Consider the following 19,792-nt stretch of genomic DNA (forward strand, 5'->3'; position numbering starts at 1 on the left):
CCTTTCTAAATAAACATCTTTTCTAAAAGCATATTTTTAATGTTTTTTAGCTTTTCTAACTTACGCTGATGAAGGGTGATTAGGGAGTCTATTAACGAAAATGATGAAACAATTTTATTTTGCTCGTGTATCGAAGGAATTAAAATTGTGCTTTGTTTATATTGTTTGAAATAGAGATGTTTTATTGTTGAACCGATAAAATATTTTGACAAATCCATTCGTTTTATTATTCAAAAGATAAATTTTGTCAATTTATCATTTTTGCCAAATAAGCCTTCAATCGTTGAAGAAAAAGAGGAATTAGGTGGTAATAAAAATACCTTTCCAACCGAACCGTCTTTTACAATTCCAATTAATCATTTATCTTTAATAATAATTTTGTTAGTCTTTCCAATAAATCCATTAACACCATATAAATCGAATTTTCCGTCAGGATATATTTCATCAATTTCAATATCACTTTTACAATTTAAAACTTCATCTCCTAGCCTTCTCTGTTCTCAAGCGTTAGTAAATTCTTTAAATCTAATGGCTGGTTTTAGTGTTTTTTCATCAGCAAACATCTTTTCTAAAAGCATATTTTTAATGTTTTTTAGCTTTTCTAACTTACGCTTTTGAAGGGTGATTAAGGTGTCTATTTCCGAAAACATATAACCTATTTTATTTTGCTCAATTTCAATAGGGAAATGGAAACTAGCAGATTTTATATCACCAGAATTTAATGATGAAAATGTTGAACCGCTTGACATATTATTTCAATATCCATTGTTATACTTATTTGAAAGTAGTTGATAAATAAATTCATTTCCTTTAATAGCTGCGACTCCTCGCCCTATAACTACTTCATATGATGTTTTTCCGATAGCACCAGCTGGGGCTCGCACACTCATTATTAGTTCACCTTCAAATGCTTTTTTTGTTTCTTGTGTTGTTCAAATCCTTGGAAAAACTCACCCATCACACAAATCAGCATTACCTTGTACTAAAATATATTTTGATGGTTTGTTGGAATAGGTCTTGCCATCAGGAGAATGACCCATTGTAATTTGAACAACTTCATCCAACCTTCTCCGTTGTCAATCGTTGGTAAATTCCTTGAATCTAATTGCTGGTTTATGTGGCTTATGCATTTACAAACATCTTTTCTAAAAGCATATTTTTAATGTTTTTTAGCTTTTCTAACTTACGCTGATGAAGGGTGATTAGGGAGTCGATATTTGATAATAAACTACCTACTCTTTTTTGTTCTTTGAGTTCTGGCAGCTTAATAATCTCTTTATTAATTATTTCTATATCCAAAGAATTCATCATTATTCCTGATTTTGAACTTCTTTTTAATGCCGCAAGCATTACATTATTACTATTTGCTCAATATTTTGAAAAATTCAACGAAAATTCAATCTTAGGTCTAAAAACTGTAAAAATATTAGAAATAATGCCATTTTTTAAAGTATTTTGTACAAATCTGCCGAATGGAAACTCTTTATTAGTGTGGCCTTCATATGCAATGTCGCCAACTCTAAATATGCTATAACCTGCAATAGTTTTGATATTATCAATTTTCAAATCTGTCTTAAAAGTATTGGTTGCTACCGAAATATATTTTTTAATATCAAATGTGCCATTGTTTTTTTCTTGAATATTGAAAAATACATTTTCGAATTTCCTCTGTTCTCAAGCGTTAGTAAATTCCTTGAATCTAATAGCTGGTTTTAGTGTTTTTTCGTCTGCGAACATCTTTTCTAAAAGCATATTTTTAATGTTTTTTAGCTTTTCTAACTTACGCTGATGAAGGGTGATTAATGTAAAAATTGATTCTAATAATGTCGCAATTTTTGTTTGCTCATTAAATGATGGAGCATTAAGTACTGAATAATTTAACTCATCAAGATTAATTGTTTTACCAACTCTTAATCCATATGTGAATGGAACTAATGATTTTATAAATGTTTCAGTTCTAAAAAAGTGTTTTCAGTATTTTGGGTTATGAACATTTTGACCAATTAGCCTTAAAACTAAGTATGCTGGTGAAGTAATACCATCAAAATCAGAGAATGCTAACCCGCTTCTAAATGATGAAAGGTGAAGTATGAAATCATTTTTTAAGACTCGAACATAGTTCATTAAACCTGCATTTGATACGCTTACACTATACCCTGTATCGATTCTGCGAAATACATCTCCAGTTACAGAAGCTGTTAAAGTTGGCATGTGTGGATAACCTTTATCAACTATTTTAATTAGTAATTCATTAAACCTTCTCTGTTCTCAAGCGTTAGTAAATTCTTTGAATCTAATTGCTGGTTTTAGTGAATTAGACATTATTTACCACCTAAAATATTGATAAGTTCATTAATAGCTTGCATATCGCTTTCATCACCATTTAAGTCTTTTAATAATTCAACAAGTTTTTGTTCATTATCGTGAATTTGAGTATTAATATCACTTAAAGTGTATTTGTATTTATTTTCAAGGTTTTCAAATTTAGCAATGTAATCATCAATAATTTCTGTTCCTTGCTTACTTATTTGTTGCATTATTGGCTCTGACCATTTGTCTATTAATAGTGCAAAAACTTCATCTTTATTAAGCGAGGTATATTTTTCATATGATTCAATAACTAGCGTTTGTTCTAAAGTGTTTAGTGTTTTTCTAGTTTTGGTTTTTTGGTTAATTAAATCATTGATTTCTAAAATTGAAGATTCAAATGAATCGGCTTCAGGAGTTTCTTTGATACTTTTAGCATATTTTTGTAATTCTTTGGTATCTATTCTGCCTTCAATAAATATTGGTTCATTTTTCTCTGATTCATCAATTGAATCTTCAATTTCGCTAATTCTTGATTCAATATCAGTTAATTCGTCTTTTAAATCTTTTATTTGATTATTTTCGCTTGCAAAATATTTTTGACAAATAAATTCATTGCTAAATAATTGTGAATTTCATTCAACAATTGAATTATCTTTTTTTCTTTTGACATCTAAAATTTCAGAATCTTTTAAAAATTCATCAATGCTTAATTCATTATTTTCATAATATGATATTAATTCTAAATCGTCTTTGATTTTTTCGATATTGTTCATTAATATTTGGTAAATATCATATTTTTCAATGAAAGCTAATTCTTCAATATTATTGAAAATATAGTCAATCAATTTATCTTCTAGATTATGTTTAATATTTTTTAAATTATCTAAATTGCCACATGTATTTAGTAAATAATTATAAAAATCTTTAGCAATCTGTTTAAATTTCTCTAAATATTCTTTTATTTGTTCATTTTCAACAATAGAATTTCTAATTTCACCATTTTCGTTGCTTAAAATTGAATAATAGCCTGGTTTTGCATCGCTGAAAAGCGACTCTTTAACTGTTGGAAAATTATTTAAAAATTCTGAATACTTAGCAAGTTCATTTTCGCTTACTCCGCCATACATTGAAGAATATAAATCATGTGTTTCTTCTTTTGAAAAGTTGTCAATATAGCGAGATATATTTAAGTTGTAGTCATTTTGCTCGATTTCTTTTAAAGAAACAATTCTTGAGAAGTTTTTAATTTCTCTACGATTATTAACGGTGTCAACAATTTTGCGAATGTGTTTTGCTTCCAGTTTATTATCTTTACCGTCTTTGACATAAAGTTGTGAGGCATCAATAAATTGAATATCGCTTGTTGGTTTTTGCTTTTTAATCACCATAATGATGGTTGAAATACCTGTGCCATAAAAGATATTAGCTGGCAAGCCAATAATTGTGTCAATTTGACCTTTTTTAATTAGCTGGGTTCTTATTTCTTTTTCACTGCCGCCCCTAAATAAAACTCCATGTGGCAGCACAATTGTTAAAATCCCCTCGGGGTCTAAGTGGTATAAATCATGTAAAAGAAATGCATAATCAGCTTTCGAAGAAGGGGCTACACCATAACTTTTGTAACGTTCGTCACTTTCTTTATTTACATTATTTCATTTTTGCGAATATGGGGGATTAGAAACTACAGCATCAACACTTTGGTAAATGTAATAACCATTGTTATCAAAAAATGGTCAGTCTTGTTCAAGTGTGTCTGCATTTCTAACGTGAATATTAGCAGTATTAATCCCTTTCATTACCAAATTCATACGTGTTAAGTTAAATGTTTGTTTATTAAGTTCTTATGCATAATAAACAACTGGGCTTGAACTTTTTGAGTATTTTTTAAATGTTTCACCAATTGTTAAAAGTAATGAACCAGAACCAGAAGTTGGGTCATAAACTTTAATTGTTTCGCGGTCTTTTAAGTGATAAGAAACAATTTCTGCCATAAGTGTTGATACTTCATGTGGGGTGTAAAATTCGCCGCCTTTTTTACCCGCACTAGATGCAAATTTACCAATTAAATATTCATAAACATAGCCTAAAACATCATAATTTTGATTTTCAGTTGGGATTTTTTGAATATTTTCCATTAATTTTAGTAACTTTTCTGTTTGTTCATCCGAGTTAATTCCTAATTTACTTAATTCATTTTCAAAAACAAAAAATATACCTTCAAAAAGCTCACGACACTCATTAGTTATTGAACGGATAAATTCGTTAATTGCTTCTGAAAGAACACTAACACTAAATTTATTTTTGTCTTTTGATTCTTGACTAGTTCATGTTTGGTATAAATTTTCATAGTAAATGAAATAACCACAGTCAGTGTTAATTCGCTCTTTAATTGTTTGCATATGGTCATGGTCATTTAAAGTTTCGGTTTGGTCAAAATCAATTTCTTCTCAATTGATTTTGGCTGAAAAATATTTTAAATCTGAGCGGTCAACACCTTGTTTAAGTAGCTCATCTTCTTGTTTTTTTGATAAAAAACGATAAAAAATCAAACCTAAAATATAGTTTTTATATTCATTAGCATCTAAATTGCCTCTTAATTTACTAGCTGAATCTCAAATAATTGCACCAAGTTCATTTTTTGAAATAATCTTATTACCCATATTCTCTCCTTAATACTTATACTTAATATTTATATTATAATTAAGTTATTAATTTTACGCCTGTATAATTAGAAAATATGGTTATGATTTATATGAAGTTCCTGTCCAATTTGGAGCTTTTTTCTTTTTTATTGTAAAAAATTATTGAAACAAAAAAGTTCAAGACCACACAATTAAATTTTTTTTACATTAATTTGTGTTGCACTTGAACTTACAATCAAGAGAGAAATATTTTTATTTCTCTTTTTTAACCTTTATTTATTCTTTATCTTCTAATCTTTTTTCTTATCTTTATCTTTCTAGTCTTTATCTTTAAAATCTTTAGAACTTACATCTTCTATGAGTTTGCCAAAATCAATGGCATTTTTTGAAGTTATGACAGCCTTTCCAGTTTCCTGTTCAATCTCTTTTCTGGCATTACCTGCTATACTTCCACCACGTTTTGCAACTTTTTTATTTTCTTCTAAGCCTTGTGGATTTGCTGCATTCGCTATATCTTTTGTAGCTGCTTCTGCAAGCATATTTAAGATAATCTCGGTTGTTGTCATATTATCTCGTAAATTTTCTTTCTTTAAGCCTTTAAAGTCTTTGTACTCTCTTGTTGTCATACCAGACCAAGCTTTTGTGATTTCATTTGTGAGTATGGCATACTCTTTACCTTTTTCCACACCGTGGTCTTGCCAAGTATCAGCAAGTTGTTTTCTAACTTGTATGGCTTGTAGCCTTTGATTAATCCATTCTCTGCTGTAACCTTTTTTAAGATAGGTTTCTAAGGCTCTATCAATGGTAAGCTCGGGATCAATTATTTCGTTAATTCTTTCTCTCCCAACTTCAGCAAGCCACATTTTAAATGGCTCTGCCTTTGGTGATGGTACAGATTGTATAATACGAAATATTCCTTGCATATCCGCTACATCAGTATTTCTAAGCTTGCCATCTGTTGCTTCCATTTTCAACTGGCTACAAATTGTAGGCAATTCATTTCCTTCTTTTTTTAACCTTGTTTTTAAAACGCTCCAATACTTTCTAGCATTATCACTTTCAGTAAGAATGCCAATAATATCTACTACTGAAAAATACCATTCTTCTTTTTCATTATCCCAAATACTTCTTATTTTATTACCTTCAAATATTTTGATTTGATTATCCAAAAACATCTCTCCTTTATACCTAATATTTATATTATATTTATGTTATAGATTTTGTGCTTGCATAATTAGAAAATTAAAGTATATATTTACTAAAATAATTTAATTTTAAATTTTGGTTAATTTACAAAATTAATAATTAAAAATCAAAATGCCACTAAGCATTAAGCATTTTAAACATAACTTACAATCAAATATAGAGGCTTATAAATTCTTATATTTTGGGGCTGACTCTGAAACTTGCGAGTGCTGATTTATCCTTTGGTGGTTATTTTTCATCTTTTTTATATTAAAAAATGCAAGCAATTTTGCTTGCATAACAAACTTAATTTTATAGGTTCTTATTTATTCAATCACAAACTAACAATTAATTATTACTTGCTTTCTAATTTTTTAATGTCACTATCATTAAGTTTTTCAAGTGATGTCATTTGTGTTCTTGCGAGTTTTCTAAGTTCTATCATTCTTTCTTTTTGAGCCATACCTTTGCCAATAAGGATTGCATTAAAACTTTCCATATTCACAAGAACTAATAATTCATTTAAGCTTGCATAATCTCTTATATTTCCTTTAAGTTCTGGATTTTCATCTCGCCACTCTCTAGCTGTTTTATTAAATAAGGCAACATTTAACATATCTGCTTCACTTGCATATTTATATGATAATTGTTCACTTGTTAAATCAGATAGCAGATATTCCTTGATAGCATCTGTATGAATTTTGTAGTTAATTTTAGAGATTTCACGATGTAAATTCCAATTAATGGATAACTTAGAATTTTCATCCGACTTAAGTCTTTTATAGTCTTGGATTAAATATAGCTTAAATTCAGGAGATATCCATGAAGCAAATTCCATGGCTATATAAAAATGAGCATATGTTCCACCATATCTTCCAGCCTTTGAAACAATACCTATTGCATTTGTATTTTCAATCCATTTTTGTGGTGTCATTGTAAATCTATTAAGACCCGTGTCCATTTTAAACGTGTCGAATTGCACACGGTTAAAATTTTTATTATTTAATATCTCCCACAAACCTATAAATTCTAGTGTATTTCTATTTCTCATCCAATTCTGAATAACAAATCGTGGATCATCTTCGTTTTTATACCTTGCAATATCTGTTAGACTTATATAATCATTTTTAAAATCTTCTGTATAAATTTGTATTTCAAAACCCTTTGCATCTAGTTTTTCTTTTTTTGTTTTTGCCAAAATATATCCCCTTTCTTTTTTCTTCTATGTACTGTTTAGAGTTATCTAAATTTTAAACAACTCTAAACAGCAAACCAGGGCAAAAACCAACACCAAAGTGTTAACTTTTTTGTCCTAGTTTACATTTTCAAAGCGTTACAATTTGTAACGGTTTGGTTTCCTTCTTTTTTTAACCTTGTTTTTAAAACGCTCCAATACTTTCTAGCATTATCACTTTCAGTAAGAATGCCAATAATATCTACTACTGAAAAATACCATTCTTCTTTTTCATTATCCCAATATTTCTTATTTTATTACCTTCAAGTATTTTGATTTGATTATCCAAAAATTATAAGTCTATTATTGATTCATTAAGTAAAAAATCTTCTAAACCAATGTATAAAATCCCATTTTCATCGTGTTTTGGAATTATTTTGTTTCTTACTATAACTATTTTTTTAAATGAATCGTTAATTTTTTTAAGCGAGGTTATTTCTTGTTCTTTTTTCTCTAAATTATCAATATTTAGTGCCGATTGAATATAGTATCTTTTGTGGCCTTTATTTATAACAAAATCAATTTCAAGCTGAATCTTTTTTCTTGTTGAGCCATTTTTAAATTCATGTTCGACAACGCCAACGTCAATATTGTATCCTCTTCGAAGTAAATCATTGTAGATTATATTTTCCATTATATGTGTGTTTTCTATTTGGCGAAAATTTAGTCTTGCATTTCTTAAACCAATATCTGAAAAATAATATTTAAGTGGGGTTGAAAAATATTTAGAACCCTTGACATCGTAGCGATAAGCACTATGAATAATATAAGATTCTTCAAAAAATTTAAGATACTTAAAAATTGTATTTGATGATATGTTTATTTGTTTTTCTGACAAAAAACGTTTTGAAAGCTTAGAAGGATTGGTCAAAGAACCAATATTTGAAGATGTAAAGTCAAGTAGGATTTCAAGTATTTGTTGCCCATTATATATTTGGTTGCGCTCGAGAATGTCTTTAATATAAGTTTGCTTGAATAACTGCTTTAAATAATGATTTTTTTGCTCATCATTTTGCAATTTATAAATATGCGGCATACCTCCATATACAAAATAATGTTCAAAAGCCTCTGATTTGTCATCAAATAATTCATAAACCTCAGCAAAAGATAAAGGATTTACATGCACTTGGTCTCCGCGGTCTCTAAATTGAGTTAATAAATCAGATGAAAGCATTTTAGAGTTGCTACCAGTAATATAAATGTCTAAGTTACTGTGTATCATAAGACTTAAAAGCACATCAACAAAAGTTATATTTTTTTCATTACTCTCAACATAGGGATTTGATACATTTTCAGATAATTGAATTTCGTCAATGAAAATGTAGTACATTTTGTTTATATTTTTTGTTTTTTGCTTAATATATTCATTCAATCTAAATGGATTTCGATATTCAATATTATCAATTTCGTCAAGCGCAATTGTTATAATTTGATTTTCTTTAATTCCGCTGCTAAGTAGGTAATCGCGATATAAATTGAATAATAAATATGATTTTCCACATCTTCTAATTCCGGTAATAATCTTGATTCTGCCATTTTCTTTTTTATCAATTATTTGGTTTAGATAAAAATCACGTTTAATTATCATTTTGCTACCTCACTCGAAAAATTTAGGTGGATTTCCACCTTTTTGTTTCAAAATAATTTTAACATAAATAAACTTATGTTTAGTAATAGTTCGAAAAATTTAGGTGGATTTCCACCTTTTTATTTCAAAGTTTTCAAAAATATTTAATTTAAATTTATGAAAATACTTAAAACATTACTCTATTCATAAATGCTTCTCCATCATTTTTGTTATATAGTTATATTTTTAATGCTATTGTTCATGTGAAGTTCTTTTGTAATTTGAAGCTTTTTCTTTTTTTATTTTAAAAAATAATTGAAACAAAAAAGTTCAGACAACACAATTAAATTTTTACCTTAATTTGTGTTGCACTTGAACTTGCAATCAAGCAATTAAAGAAGTAAATTTAACATTTTTATTTGCATAAAATACCGATAAAGGGTGAAAAACTTGCAATAATGTGATACAATATACAAAATATATTAATTTGGAGTTAGAAGATGAAAATTTCTTATAAACCATTATGGCATATGTTAGTTGAACGAAAAATGAATAAAGAAGATTTAAAAAAAGCTTCTGGTATTAGCAGTAATATTGTAGCTAGAATGGGAAGGGATGAAAGTGTAAGTTTAGAAACGATAGTAAAAATATGTGCCGCACTAGATTGTAAAATTGATGAAGTGGTTGAAACAATAAAAAATGAGGACAATATATAATGATAACTTTAGAGAATATAAAAGAAGTGTTGTTGTCTTTGGGATATACAAAAAGTGAAGATAAGTATACATATCATTTTGATGAATTTGATTGTAATATTGAGGTTGATTTTAGAAATAATAAAATTATTTATCCCGAAGATAAAGGTCTTGTTGTGAACGAAAGACAAACTTGCAATTTATTGAATAATGAAAATTTTGTAGTTTTAGAATGTATTCATAGACTTTTATTAAAAGGATATAAACCATCTCACATTGAAATTGAAAAGAGATGGACGCTTGGACACTCTCAAAAAAGTGGCCGCGCCGACATATGTTTAATGAACGAAACAGGCAGCGATATGTTAGCTATTATTGAATGCAAAACCTATGGAGCTGAATTTGAAAATGAACTTAAGAATTTAAAAGCCGACGGCGGTCAATTATTTAGTTATTATCAACAAGAACAATCTACTAAATGGTTAATGCTATATGCAACAGGATTTGTGGATAATAAGATTAAACATCAAAATAAGACTATTTCTGTATTTGATACAGAGGAAGTTTTGGAAGAATTTGCAAAAGACAAATCCATAAAGTTATACAATGACGCACATTCAAAGGAAAAAGCTTTTGAGGTATGGAAAGAAACGTATGAGCAAATAATATATGGAGATTTAATTTTTGCTGATGATACTATTGCTTATAACATTGGTCAAAAGCCCTTAAGAAAGAAAGATTTAAAAGAGTTTAATCCAAAAGATAAAATCGTAAATAAATTTGAAGAAATTTTAAGACATAACAATGTTTCTGACAAAGAGAATGCATTTAATAAATTAGTTGCTTTATTTATATGTAAGTTAGTTGATGAGATAACAAAACAAGATGACGATATTGTAGATTTTCAATATAAATTTGGAACGGATACTTATGAAACTTTATTAGACAGATTGCAAAGATTGTATAAAGAGGGAATGGATAAATTTATGAAAGAAGAAATTTTTTATGTTTCTTCTGAATATCCTCTTGCTTTATTTAGTAGTTACAAGGGTCAAAATAGAAAAAATGCAATCAACGACTTAAAAGAAACCTTTAGAAAATTGAAATTTTACTCAAATAGTGATTTTGCATTTAAAGATGTTCATAATGAAGAACTTTTCTTGCAAAACGGTAAAATACTTGTTGAAGTTGTAAAACTTTTCGAAAACTATAAGATTGTTTATTCTTCAAAACATCAATTTCTTGGAGATTTATTTGAGCAACTTTTAAATCAAGGGTTCAAACAAAACGAAGGACAATTTTTTACACCAATACCTATTACAAGGTTTATTTGGGAATCTCTACCAATCGATAATATTGCTAAGAATTTAAAAGCCGATAAATACCCTAAAATAATTGATTATGCTTGTGGAAGTGGTCATTTTCTTACTGAGGGAATTGAAACGATAAATAGTGCAATTAAAAGCGATAATAATGACTGGGCAGGTGAAAAAATCTATGGAGTAGAAAAAGATTACAGACTAGCTCGTGTGTCAAAAATTTCCTTATTTATGAATGGTGCTGGTGGTGGAAATATTATTTTTGGAGATGGACTGGATAGTCATAAAGATAAAGGTATAACAAATAATAATTTTGATATTCTTGTAGCTAATCCGCCATATTCAGTAAAAGCATTTAAATCTCACTTGAAATTAAAAGAAAATTCGTTTGAATTGACAGAATGTATCTCTAATGACGGTAGTGAAATAGAAGTTTTGTTTGTTGAAAGAATAGCACAACTTTTAAAGGCAAATGCAATAGCAGCTGTCATATTACCATCAAGTATATTAAGTAATTCACAAAATAGTTATATAGGAGCAAGAGAAAGCATACTTAAAAATTTCAAACTAAGAGCTATCACTCAATTTGGAAGTAAAACATTTGGAGCTACAGGGACAAATACCGTTGTTTTATTTATCCAAAAATACAATGAACCGCCAAAATATTTTAAACTTATTGAAGATAATGTAAATTCTATTTTTAATAATGAAATTTCAAATGATTGGCAAGACAACGAAATATTAAGCGATTATTTAGACCATATAGGTGTCGATAGTGATAGATATATTGAGTTTTTAAATGAGATAAATTATGAAAATTTCTTAAGTGATGAATATTTTAAAATGTACGTTGATGAGTTTATTAAGTCTACGGATTTTAAAAATATGATTTCTAAAAAAATATTTAATAATTTAAGTGAAGATGAGAAAAATAAAAAGAAAAACACAGCTTTCTATTCGAAAGTAAAAGAGATAGAAAGAGAAAAGCTTTTTTACTTTGCTTTAGTTAGAGAACAAAAAACGCTAGTTATAAAAGCACCAAGTGAAAATAAAGAACAAACTCAATTTTTAGGTTATGAATGGTCTAATCGGAAAGGAAACGAGGGTATTCAAATAAAAAATGAGGGTGGACTATTATATAATCCTAATGATAAAAACAGCGAAAAACACATAGCACCACTAATTAAGAAATCTTTTAGTGATAAAGCGGTAGAAATAAATGAGGAATTAAAAACTTATGCTAATATCATAGAAACAAAAAGTATGCTTGATTTTTCAAGGGAAAAGTTTGATAGAGTAATTAGTTTGGTTGAAAAAACTGTAATAAATATTGAAAGTAAATATGAAATAAAAGCATTAGGTAAAGTTTGCGATATATTAATTGGAGGTACTCCATCAAGAAGTAATCCTAAATACTTTAATGGAAATAATTTATGGGTTTCTATCTCTGAAATGAACGGACAACAAATAAAAAATACAAAAGAAAAAATAACAGATGAGGCAGTTAACAGTTCTAACGTAAAACTTATTCCTAAAGGAACGACTTTATTAAGTTTTAAATTATCAATAGGAAAGACTGCCGTAGCTGGAGTTGATTTATACACTAATGAAGCAATAGCGGGTCTAATACCTAAAAATGATGAAATATTAGATTCATATTTATTTTATTTATTTAGTAGTAGCTATATTAATATGACTAATTATGTAGGTAATAAAGCCTTTGGAAAGAGTTTAAATAGTAATATTTTAAATAATGATGTAAAAATTCCAGTACCACCTATTGAAATTCAAGAAAAAATAATAAAAGAGTGTGAAGAACTTGAACAACAATATGAAACAACTCGTATGAAAATAGAAGAATATCAAGCACAAATTCAAAAAATATTTAAAGATCTTGAAGTGATAAAATCTGAAGGGGGGGGGTAAGTGTTAAAGTTTCATCTTTATTAATACCATTAGATAATTCTAATATGAAAATCGCTAAAGATGAAATAAAAGAGAACGGTAAATACCCAGTTATTTCACAAGACTCCGACAAGTTAATACAAGGTTATACAGATGTTAAACCGATAAAAATAGAAAAACCTATAGTTATATTTGGTGATCATAGTTGTGTTTTTAAATATGTAGATTTTGATTTTGTGAGAGGGGCAGATGGAACGAAAATTTTGAATTTTAATGATAAAGTTATTACTAAATATGCATATTATTTTTTATTAAATACAAAAGTTCCTAGTGCTGATAAATATGAAAGACATTTTAAATATTTAAAAGATATCCAAATCCTCCTACCACCTATTGAACATCAAGAAAAAATAGTTAATAAGGTTAAAAATATAGAAAGAGAAATTGAAATTTTAAAAGAACAACAGATAAATTTAAATGAGGAAATAAATAAAATAGTTAAAACGTATATCAATTAAAAAATTTATTTATAGGCGATTAAGAAATAAAAATCTTAGTCGCTTTTTCTATGTTTAAACTTCAAAAAAGGAGAAAAATTATGGAAACTAAAAGAGAATTACAAAAGCCAAAATGAGAGATTGAAAGTAGACAATAGAAAAAAAGAAAACAAAAAAATAAATTAAGTATTGAATAACAGATAAAACAAAAGCAAGATAAAATACAGCTAGAAAAAAATCAATTAAAAATATTAAAATAAAAACTTTTTAAAAATACAAACCTTAAAATAAATCAGGTGAAAAGCCAACACAGTGTTAACTTTTTTGCCTTTATTCCCCCATTTATAATGTAAATTTGTGTAATATAAAAATATATAATTTAATTAAATATCAAATATTGCATAAGATAATTCATTGATTTTGTGCAATATTAAATTAGTATATTTTGTCTTGTAAAGGATGTTTAAATGAATAAGAAATATAAAGAAATAAAAATATCATATTCATCTGTTGAAGATTTTTACAATGATATTGAAATAAAACAGCAGATTCTTTTGTTTTAAAACCACAAGCACTAGAATTACTAAAACAATTCTTGCTACAAAATGAATATTTGTATTATGAGTTAAAAGGCGAACTTTATGGAGTGCACCAAAACCCAATTTTTGGTTTTAAAACAAACAAGGATTCTAAAAAAGAATTTTTAAATAATTTTATTTTACATACTAAAAAAATAAATAATTTAAAAGGTAAATTTGATGTTGAAGATTTAGAAACTGCGATTAAAAAGGGTGTTCTAACTGTAAAAGATTGAAAAAATGCTAATTTTTGAGTTTGATCCATCAAAAACAATCCTAAATATATGCAAAATGCTCCAAAAGAGTTAAGAAATGATAAAGAATTTTTATTGCAAATTATTGATAGAAGACCAGAAGTTTTAGAATATGTTTCAGATGAGTTAAAAAATGATAAAGAATTTATTTTGGCTGCACTTTTAATTGAATCTCAATGTCTAAAATATGCTTCAAAAGAATTAAAAAATGATAAACAAGTTATTATTTGTGCTATTGATAGTGAAACTAGATTTATAAATTCAGATTGATATCATTTAGCAAAAGATGATGAAGATATCATATTGCATGCTGTTAATGAAGATGCAAGCACAATTCAATATGCATGCGATGAGCTAAAAAACGACCGCAAGTTTTTGTTGGATGCAATTGACTATAACATATATATACTTAAATATTTGCCAGAACATTTTAAAAATGATAAAGAGTTAGTGTTAAAAGGCGTTAATATAGGGGGCTTAGTTTTAGAGTTTGCTTCAAAAGAATTAAAAAATGATAAAGAAGTTGTTTTAAAAGCAATTGACAATTCGTTTGGCGAAGCTTTCGCATATGCTTCCAACAAGTTAAAAAGAGATAAAACTGTACTTTTACAAGCACTTAAATGAAATGAAGAGCTTTCCGAATTAATTCCTGAAGAACTAAAAATGACGGATATATTGTTTTAAAAGCTACAAATAATAATATATACATTTGGAAAAAATAAACTATTTAAAAAAATAGTTCGAAAAATTTAGGTGGATTTCCACCTTTTTATTTCAAGTTAACTGGCAATAATTAATTACTAAATAAGCTAAAAATAATTTTTTAATAAATGTTTTTTAAATACAAATTATAGAAAAAATGTAATTAAATAGTAATGCAAAAATAACTAAATGTACTATAAATAAGTCTTATTCGTTATTTCTATTATTTAAAACTGGGAAACTATAAACTTTTGATAATTTAGGAAATATTCAACAAAAAAGCACCTAATTGGCGCTTTAAATTGTTGTATTTAATATTATAAATAAGATAATTTTGATTTATTAAGAACTAATAATCTATAAATTCAAGGTGTTCTGGTTTTATATGGTGACTTACGTCAGAATCTTTTTGAATTTCGCTTGCTGAATGTTTTGACATATATTCTTCTTTACTTGGAATATTTTCTATATAAAGTGCATCATTGCCTTTGATCCAGATTTTGAATTTTGTGCCAAATTCATCGTTAGAGTCGAAAATTAAACCATCACTTAAGTAATCATAACCATTATCTTTTTTAATTGCGGTACTTTTGTGTCAATCTGGATTGCCATATCATTTAATTTCGAAGTTTTTGTATATTTCGCGATAGTATGATTCGTCAATCATGATTTTTGGATTACTTGCAGAAGAATTCTGCTCAAAATAAATTTTGGCAACTTTTGTTTTATATCCAGATCTACTATTATATGGTACAGTTTCACTTGAAATTGACCAAATTCCATTACCGACTAAAAGAATTATTTCATTTTTGAATAATTCTTTGGCAATTGTTTTGATTGGCGATGAATTGATATTTTCTAATTTTGATAGACTTTGTGCAAAAATTCTAAAATCTTCAAAGTTTCTAGTTGAAATACATTTAATTTCAGTTTCGTAATTCTCTAAAATAGCTTTATGATATTCCTCTAAGTATCTATCATTAATTGATTGATTTCTTGATCTTTTATCAATGAACTCAATAGCTTTTTCAAGATTGTTGATGTAATAGCTTGTATTCTTATTAGCAGTGTTTACTTTGGCAGCATACTCACTAACTAATCATTTACTGTTAATTCCCTTTTCTAATTTTTGCTCGTAATCTTTTATATTTCTGTCAAGATTATTGATGATTGTTTGGTTTTGGTTTTTCAATTCACTAATGGTAACTTTTTCGTTTATTTTAATGAATTTATCCAATAATTTCTTGAAGTCTGCAATTGCTTTGATTAATTCATTATTATATGCTTGGTGTTTTGACAGTATATCTTTAATTTCTTGAAGAGTTGCTTGATCATCGTTATTGATTAATTTATTTAGTAATTCACGTTTAGTATCACGGTCAATATCCCCAACAATTTGTGCATTATTTATTTGCTTTCTAATTTTTAATTTTTCATCATTTGTTGCTGAAAGTTCTTCATGTTTAATATTTGAATCCTCAAGTGAATTATTTTTAATATATTCTTCAGCACTTGTTTTTCTATTAGTTGAAATTAAATCAAGATCTTTGACGTTTTCAACTATATTTTGTTTATTTTGGTTATTTGTTTGAGCATTAGATACATGGTTTTCAATTTCTTGATCATCATTTGAATTATCTATATTTGTTTTAAAATCTTGTTTTTCATCTTCTGATAAATATTCTAATTTATCAATTTTTTCTTTTGCAATTTGTTTAGAATGTAAATTAACTGTTGGTTGAGTGGAACTTGTATTATAAATAACATTTGAAGTATTTGAAGAATTTGAATTACTTTCATTTAATTCGTTTGCTTCTTGAACAATATTATTTATTTCTTCTTTATTATTTGCTAAGTCAATTTTATTTATAAAGTTTTGTTTTTCACTATTAATATTTTGAAGTTCATTGATATCATTTTTTGCTTTTTCTTTAAAATTTGCCAATGAAATATCATTTTTAATTTTACTTATTTGTTGTGGAGTAGTTGCATTTTCAATTTGATTTTTGAATGCTTCATTTTGTTGGTCTGATAAATTAGTTGCACTATTTAAATGATTTAATGCATCGTTTTTCAATTTTTGTAATATAGCGTTAGCTAATGATTTTTCATTTTCAATTAGTTCAATAACTTTAGGTGATGCTTCTTGATATTTATATTTATCTATTTTGTCATTTAATTTTGGAATTTCAACTTTTAATCTTTGATTTGACTTGTTGAATTCATCTGTTAAAACATTAATATCATTGGTTGAATCAATTTTACTTTTAGATTCATTTTGCGATTGATTTAGTAAATTTAATTCATTATCGATTTTAGATTTAATATTACTTATATTAGATTTTAATTCATTGATTTTTTGCTCAGAATTTTCAATAACATCTTTTAATTTTCTATTGGTATTGGTAATTTCTTGTGGTAAAGGTTCTTTAATTGAATTAATGAAATTATGTGCATCTTCGGCTTTAAAGTTATCCTTTTCAAATTTTTCAATAAATGGCTCAAGGATTGACAAATCATCATTTAAATTATTTGATTCTTCAATGTTTTTGTTCAAAATATTAATATGTTTGTTTAATTCATCTTGATAAGAATCATATCTTTGCTTATCGGTTTGATTTTGAATTGTATTTATTAATTTTTTTACTTTTTCTTCTGCTTTTTGAACTTCTTTGGCTTTTAAAACTAAATCATCAACATGTGATTGAGAATTCATTTCTTGAGCTGTTTGTTTTGCTTTTTCAAGTTCTTTAGCAGCATTTTGTAACTCCTGGTTTGCTTGTTTTAGTCCAGGGAGATTTGTTTCGGATGTTTTTTCAAGTTTTTCAATAGCTTCATCTGAAGTTTTCTTAGCATTATCAACAATATTTTGGACTGTTTGAATGTTTTGTTTTAATTTTTCCTCAGATTCTTTTATTTTATTTTCTAAATCTTTTATTGACGAGTCAAAATTAGCAAGAGGTTGTTGAATGTTCTTGTATTGTTTATATTCGTTTTTACTCCATTCATTGAACTTTTGTTTGTATTTTTCAAGGGATTTTTTGCTTTTATCGATTGCTTTTTTCAATGTATCAACAGAGTTTTTGTTAGATTCAAGAGTTTGAATATCATTATTTATTTGTTCTATAAGTTTGTCGATTTGCTCAACAATTTTTTGCTCTGAAATATGTTTCTTTGAGCTTATTACTGTTGAAAGTGTGGCGGAAGTTGTGCCGCATATTGTCAAAATAGCTGCTAGACCCAATAATGTGTTTCTTGTTTTCTTTCCCATAGAACCCCCACCAATCATTATTAAAATTTAGTTTTAAACCAAATTTATTAACTAAATTATAAATGATTAATATAACATTATACCAGATTGATTAAGAGCGCAAAATTTAGAAATATCAGTAAATTTAAGTATTTTATTGAAAAAAATGACACTAAATTTATTCAAGATAATTTATTTATTAATTTGTATTCAATAGTTTTGAATTATTAAAAAATATTTTATAATAGTTTTGCAAATGCCCAAGTGGTGGAATGGTAGACACCGTAGACTCAAAATCTACTGGAGAAATCCGTGCAGGTTCAAGTCCTGTCTTGGGTACCATATGTAAGTTCGCCAAAAAAATGATGCCTCGCGCATCATTTTATATTGCTGAAATTTTTGCTCGCTTTTTGCGAATTAATCTTCAAATTGCAAATATGACTAAGGTTAAAGGAATTAAAATTGTAACTGCTACAACAACAAAATAAGTAATCATTAAAGCTTTATTTCTGTCTTTTTTGGCTTTGTTTATTTGCTCATGAATTTCGACGCTTTTTTCGCCAAGAAAATCATCAAGGTCTGCTAAACGTTTTTTGTCAATTAAACACATTATTATGTAGAAAACAATTAAAGCAACCATTGCAATGGTTAACAACAAGCACAATAAACCAGTGTTAACAAAAGCTTGGTCTAACCATTTTCTAAGTTCTAAAATCATTTTAAAATTTGGTTCGTATTCAACTTTTATTACATTAGTTTTATAAAGTCCATATACAATAGCTGTAAATAAACCAACATAAGTTAAAACGAATATTAGCGCTCAGGTTAGATTTACACCTTTTAAAACGATTCTTCGATATGCTAGGTGAAATGTGCTGCTTGAAGTATTATCGCCGCTATTAAGCGCTTCACGATATTTTTTTATTGTATTTTTTCATTGAGCGTTTTCAATTGTATTTATAGTACCAAAGGTAAAAAATAAAAATGCAACAATTGAACATAAAATAATGTAACCAACAGAACCATTAGCAAATACACCAATTTTTAATGAAGCCAAAATTACAATAAGCAATGAAGCCATCATCAATGTATAACTAATTGTTAAATTAATAATTTTTATGTTTCTTTCAGTTCTAATTACTCTTCAAACACGAGGAGAAATTTGATTTTGGGGATCTTTTGCAATTTTCTTGTCTTCAATAGCGCTATCACTATTTGACTTGACAATCTCGATTGTTGAAGTGTTGTTGATTGGTTTATAACTCATTTAGCCTCCTTTGTATTATTTTACATTAATTTAATTGTGACTCGATTAATTATAGAATTATACAAATTAATATACAGAGAAATCACTTAAATGTCTTGAAAGTTAGTCAATTACTCTATCATTGTTAGTCAATTATTGGTATATTAATAAAAATAAACTAAAAAATCATTGAAAATTTTGTTTTATTGTATTAACTCTAATATTATTACATGTACGATTTTATCTATTTTGATGTTCGCACTAAATTTAATTTTCGATTTTATAACGCTGCATTAATCATTGCAGTCTTAAACAATCTTTGAAAATTAGTTAAAACAAAACAAATAAAAAATAGAAAAAAGATGCAAAAGATTGATGCTAGCAAACAATAATATAAGTAAATCTATT

Annotated in this window: 11 protein-coding genes, 1 tRNA gene and 1 pseudogene; 5 read left to right on the forward strand and 8 right to left on the reverse strand. The window is 27.0% G+C overall.

The window, feature by feature from the left end; all coding sequences use genetic code 4:
• Positions 1 to 5: 5 nt before the first annotated feature.
• The 6 genes and pseudogenes from EXC34_RS03685 to EXC34_RS01805 all read right to left on the reverse strand — a co-directional run bounded on the left by EXC34_RS03685 (position 6) and on the right by EXC34_RS01805 (position 8,959).
• Positions 6 to 1,130 carry a restriction endonuclease subunit S gene (locus tag EXC34_RS03685; protein WP_197722237.1) on the reverse strand — a complete coding sequence of 375 codons (1,125 nt, stop codon included), beginning with the start codon at positions 1,128 to 1,130 and terminating at the stop codon, positions 6 to 8.
• Positions 1,123 to 2,322, reverse strand: a complete 1,200-nt coding sequence (locus EXC34_RS01780; protein WP_129687662.1) for a restriction endonuclease subunit S — start codon at positions 2,320 to 2,322, stop codon at positions 1,123 to 1,125. Before EXC34_RS01780 ends, EXC34_RS03685 begins: the two co-directional genes overlap by 8 nt.
• Positions 2,322 to 4,970 (reverse strand): annotated as a pseudogene (locus EXC34_RS01785) (type I restriction-modification system subunit M). Before EXC34_RS01785 ends, EXC34_RS01780 begins: the two are co-directional and overlap by 1 nt.
• 299 nt (positions 4,971 to 5,269) lie before the next feature.
• On the reverse strand, positions 5,270 to 6,127 hold the full coding sequence (locus EXC34_RS01790; RefSeq protein ID WP_246003948.1) for a BRO family protein: 858 nt from the start codon (positions 6,125 to 6,127) through the stop codon (positions 5,270 to 5,272).
• A 365-nt stretch (positions 6,128 to 6,492) separates the two neighbouring features.
• The gene (locus EXC34_RS01795; protein ID WP_129687664.1) at positions 6,493 to 7,335 is read right to left on the reverse strand and encodes a KilA-N domain-containing protein; all 843 of its coding nucleotides are present in this window, start codon (positions 7,333 to 7,335) and stop codon (positions 6,493 to 6,495) included.
• Between the two features lie 328 nt (positions 7,336 to 7,663).
• Positions 7,664 to 8,959 carry an ATP-binding protein gene (locus tag EXC34_RS01805; protein WP_129687665.1) on the reverse strand — a complete coding sequence of 432 codons (1,296 nt, stop codon included), beginning with the start codon at positions 8,957 to 8,959 and terminating at the stop codon, positions 7,664 to 7,666.
• A 509-nt stretch (positions 8,960 to 9,468) separates the two neighbouring features.
• Here EXC34_RS01805 and EXC34_RS01810 point away from each other — a divergent pair.
• The 4 genes from EXC34_RS01810 (at position 9,469) to EXC34_RS01820 (ending at position 14,870) form a co-directional block, all read left to right on the forward strand.
• Positions 9,469 to 9,654, forward strand: a complete 186-nt coding sequence (locus EXC34_RS01810; protein ID WP_259772305.1) for a helix-turn-helix domain-containing protein — start codon at positions 9,469 to 9,471, stop codon at positions 9,652 to 9,654.
• Positions 9,654 to 12,878, forward strand: coding sequence for an N-6 DNA methylase (locus EXC34_RS01815; RefSeq protein WP_197722238.1), 3,225 nt, complete (start codon positions 9,654 to 9,656; stop codon positions 12,876 to 12,878). Before EXC34_RS01810 ends, EXC34_RS01815 begins: the two co-directional genes overlap by 1 nt.
• A 44-nt stretch (positions 12,879 to 12,922) precedes the next feature.
• Positions 12,923 to 13,375, forward strand: coding sequence for a restriction endonuclease subunit S (locus tag EXC34_RS03690; RefSeq protein WP_197722239.1), 453 nt, complete (start codon positions 12,923 to 12,925; stop codon positions 13,373 to 13,375).
• Between the two features lie 592 nt (positions 13,376 to 13,967).
• On the forward strand, positions 13,968 to 14,870 hold the full coding sequence (locus EXC34_RS01820; RefSeq protein WP_129687667.1) for a DUF4116 domain-containing protein: 903 nt from the start codon (positions 13,968 to 13,970) through the stop codon (positions 14,868 to 14,870).
• Positions 14,871 to 15,237: 367 nt separating this feature from the next.
• On the opposite strand, the gene EXC34_RS01825 is transcribed toward EXC34_RS01820, so the two are convergent.
• Positions 15,238 to 18,159 (reverse strand): GA module-containing protein, encoded by a 2,922-nt coding sequence (locus EXC34_RS01825; RefSeq protein WP_165001213.1) that lies wholly within the window; start codon positions 18,157 to 18,159, stop codon positions 15,238 to 15,240.
• Between the two features lie 237 nt (positions 18,160 to 18,396).
• On the opposite strand from EXC34_RS01825, the gene EXC34_RS01830 reads away from it, so the two are divergent.
• A tRNA-Leu gene (locus EXC34_RS01830) sits at positions 18,397 to 18,480 on the forward strand.
• 40 nt (positions 18,481 to 18,520) lie between these two features.
• On the opposite strand, the gene EXC34_RS01835 is transcribed toward EXC34_RS01830, so the two are convergent.
• Positions 18,521 to 19,405 (reverse strand): MSC_0882 family membrane protein, encoded by an 885-nt coding sequence (locus EXC34_RS01835; RefSeq protein WP_129687669.1) that lies wholly within the window; start codon positions 19,403 to 19,405, stop codon positions 18,521 to 18,523.
• Positions 19,406 to 19,792 lie beyond the last annotated feature (387 nt).

Source organism: Mycoplasmopsis bovigenitalium, from assembly GCF_900660525.1.
GTDB lineage: Bacteria > Bacillota_I > Bacilli_A > Mycoplasmatales > Metamycoplasmataceae > Mycoplasmopsis > Mycoplasmopsis bovigenitalium.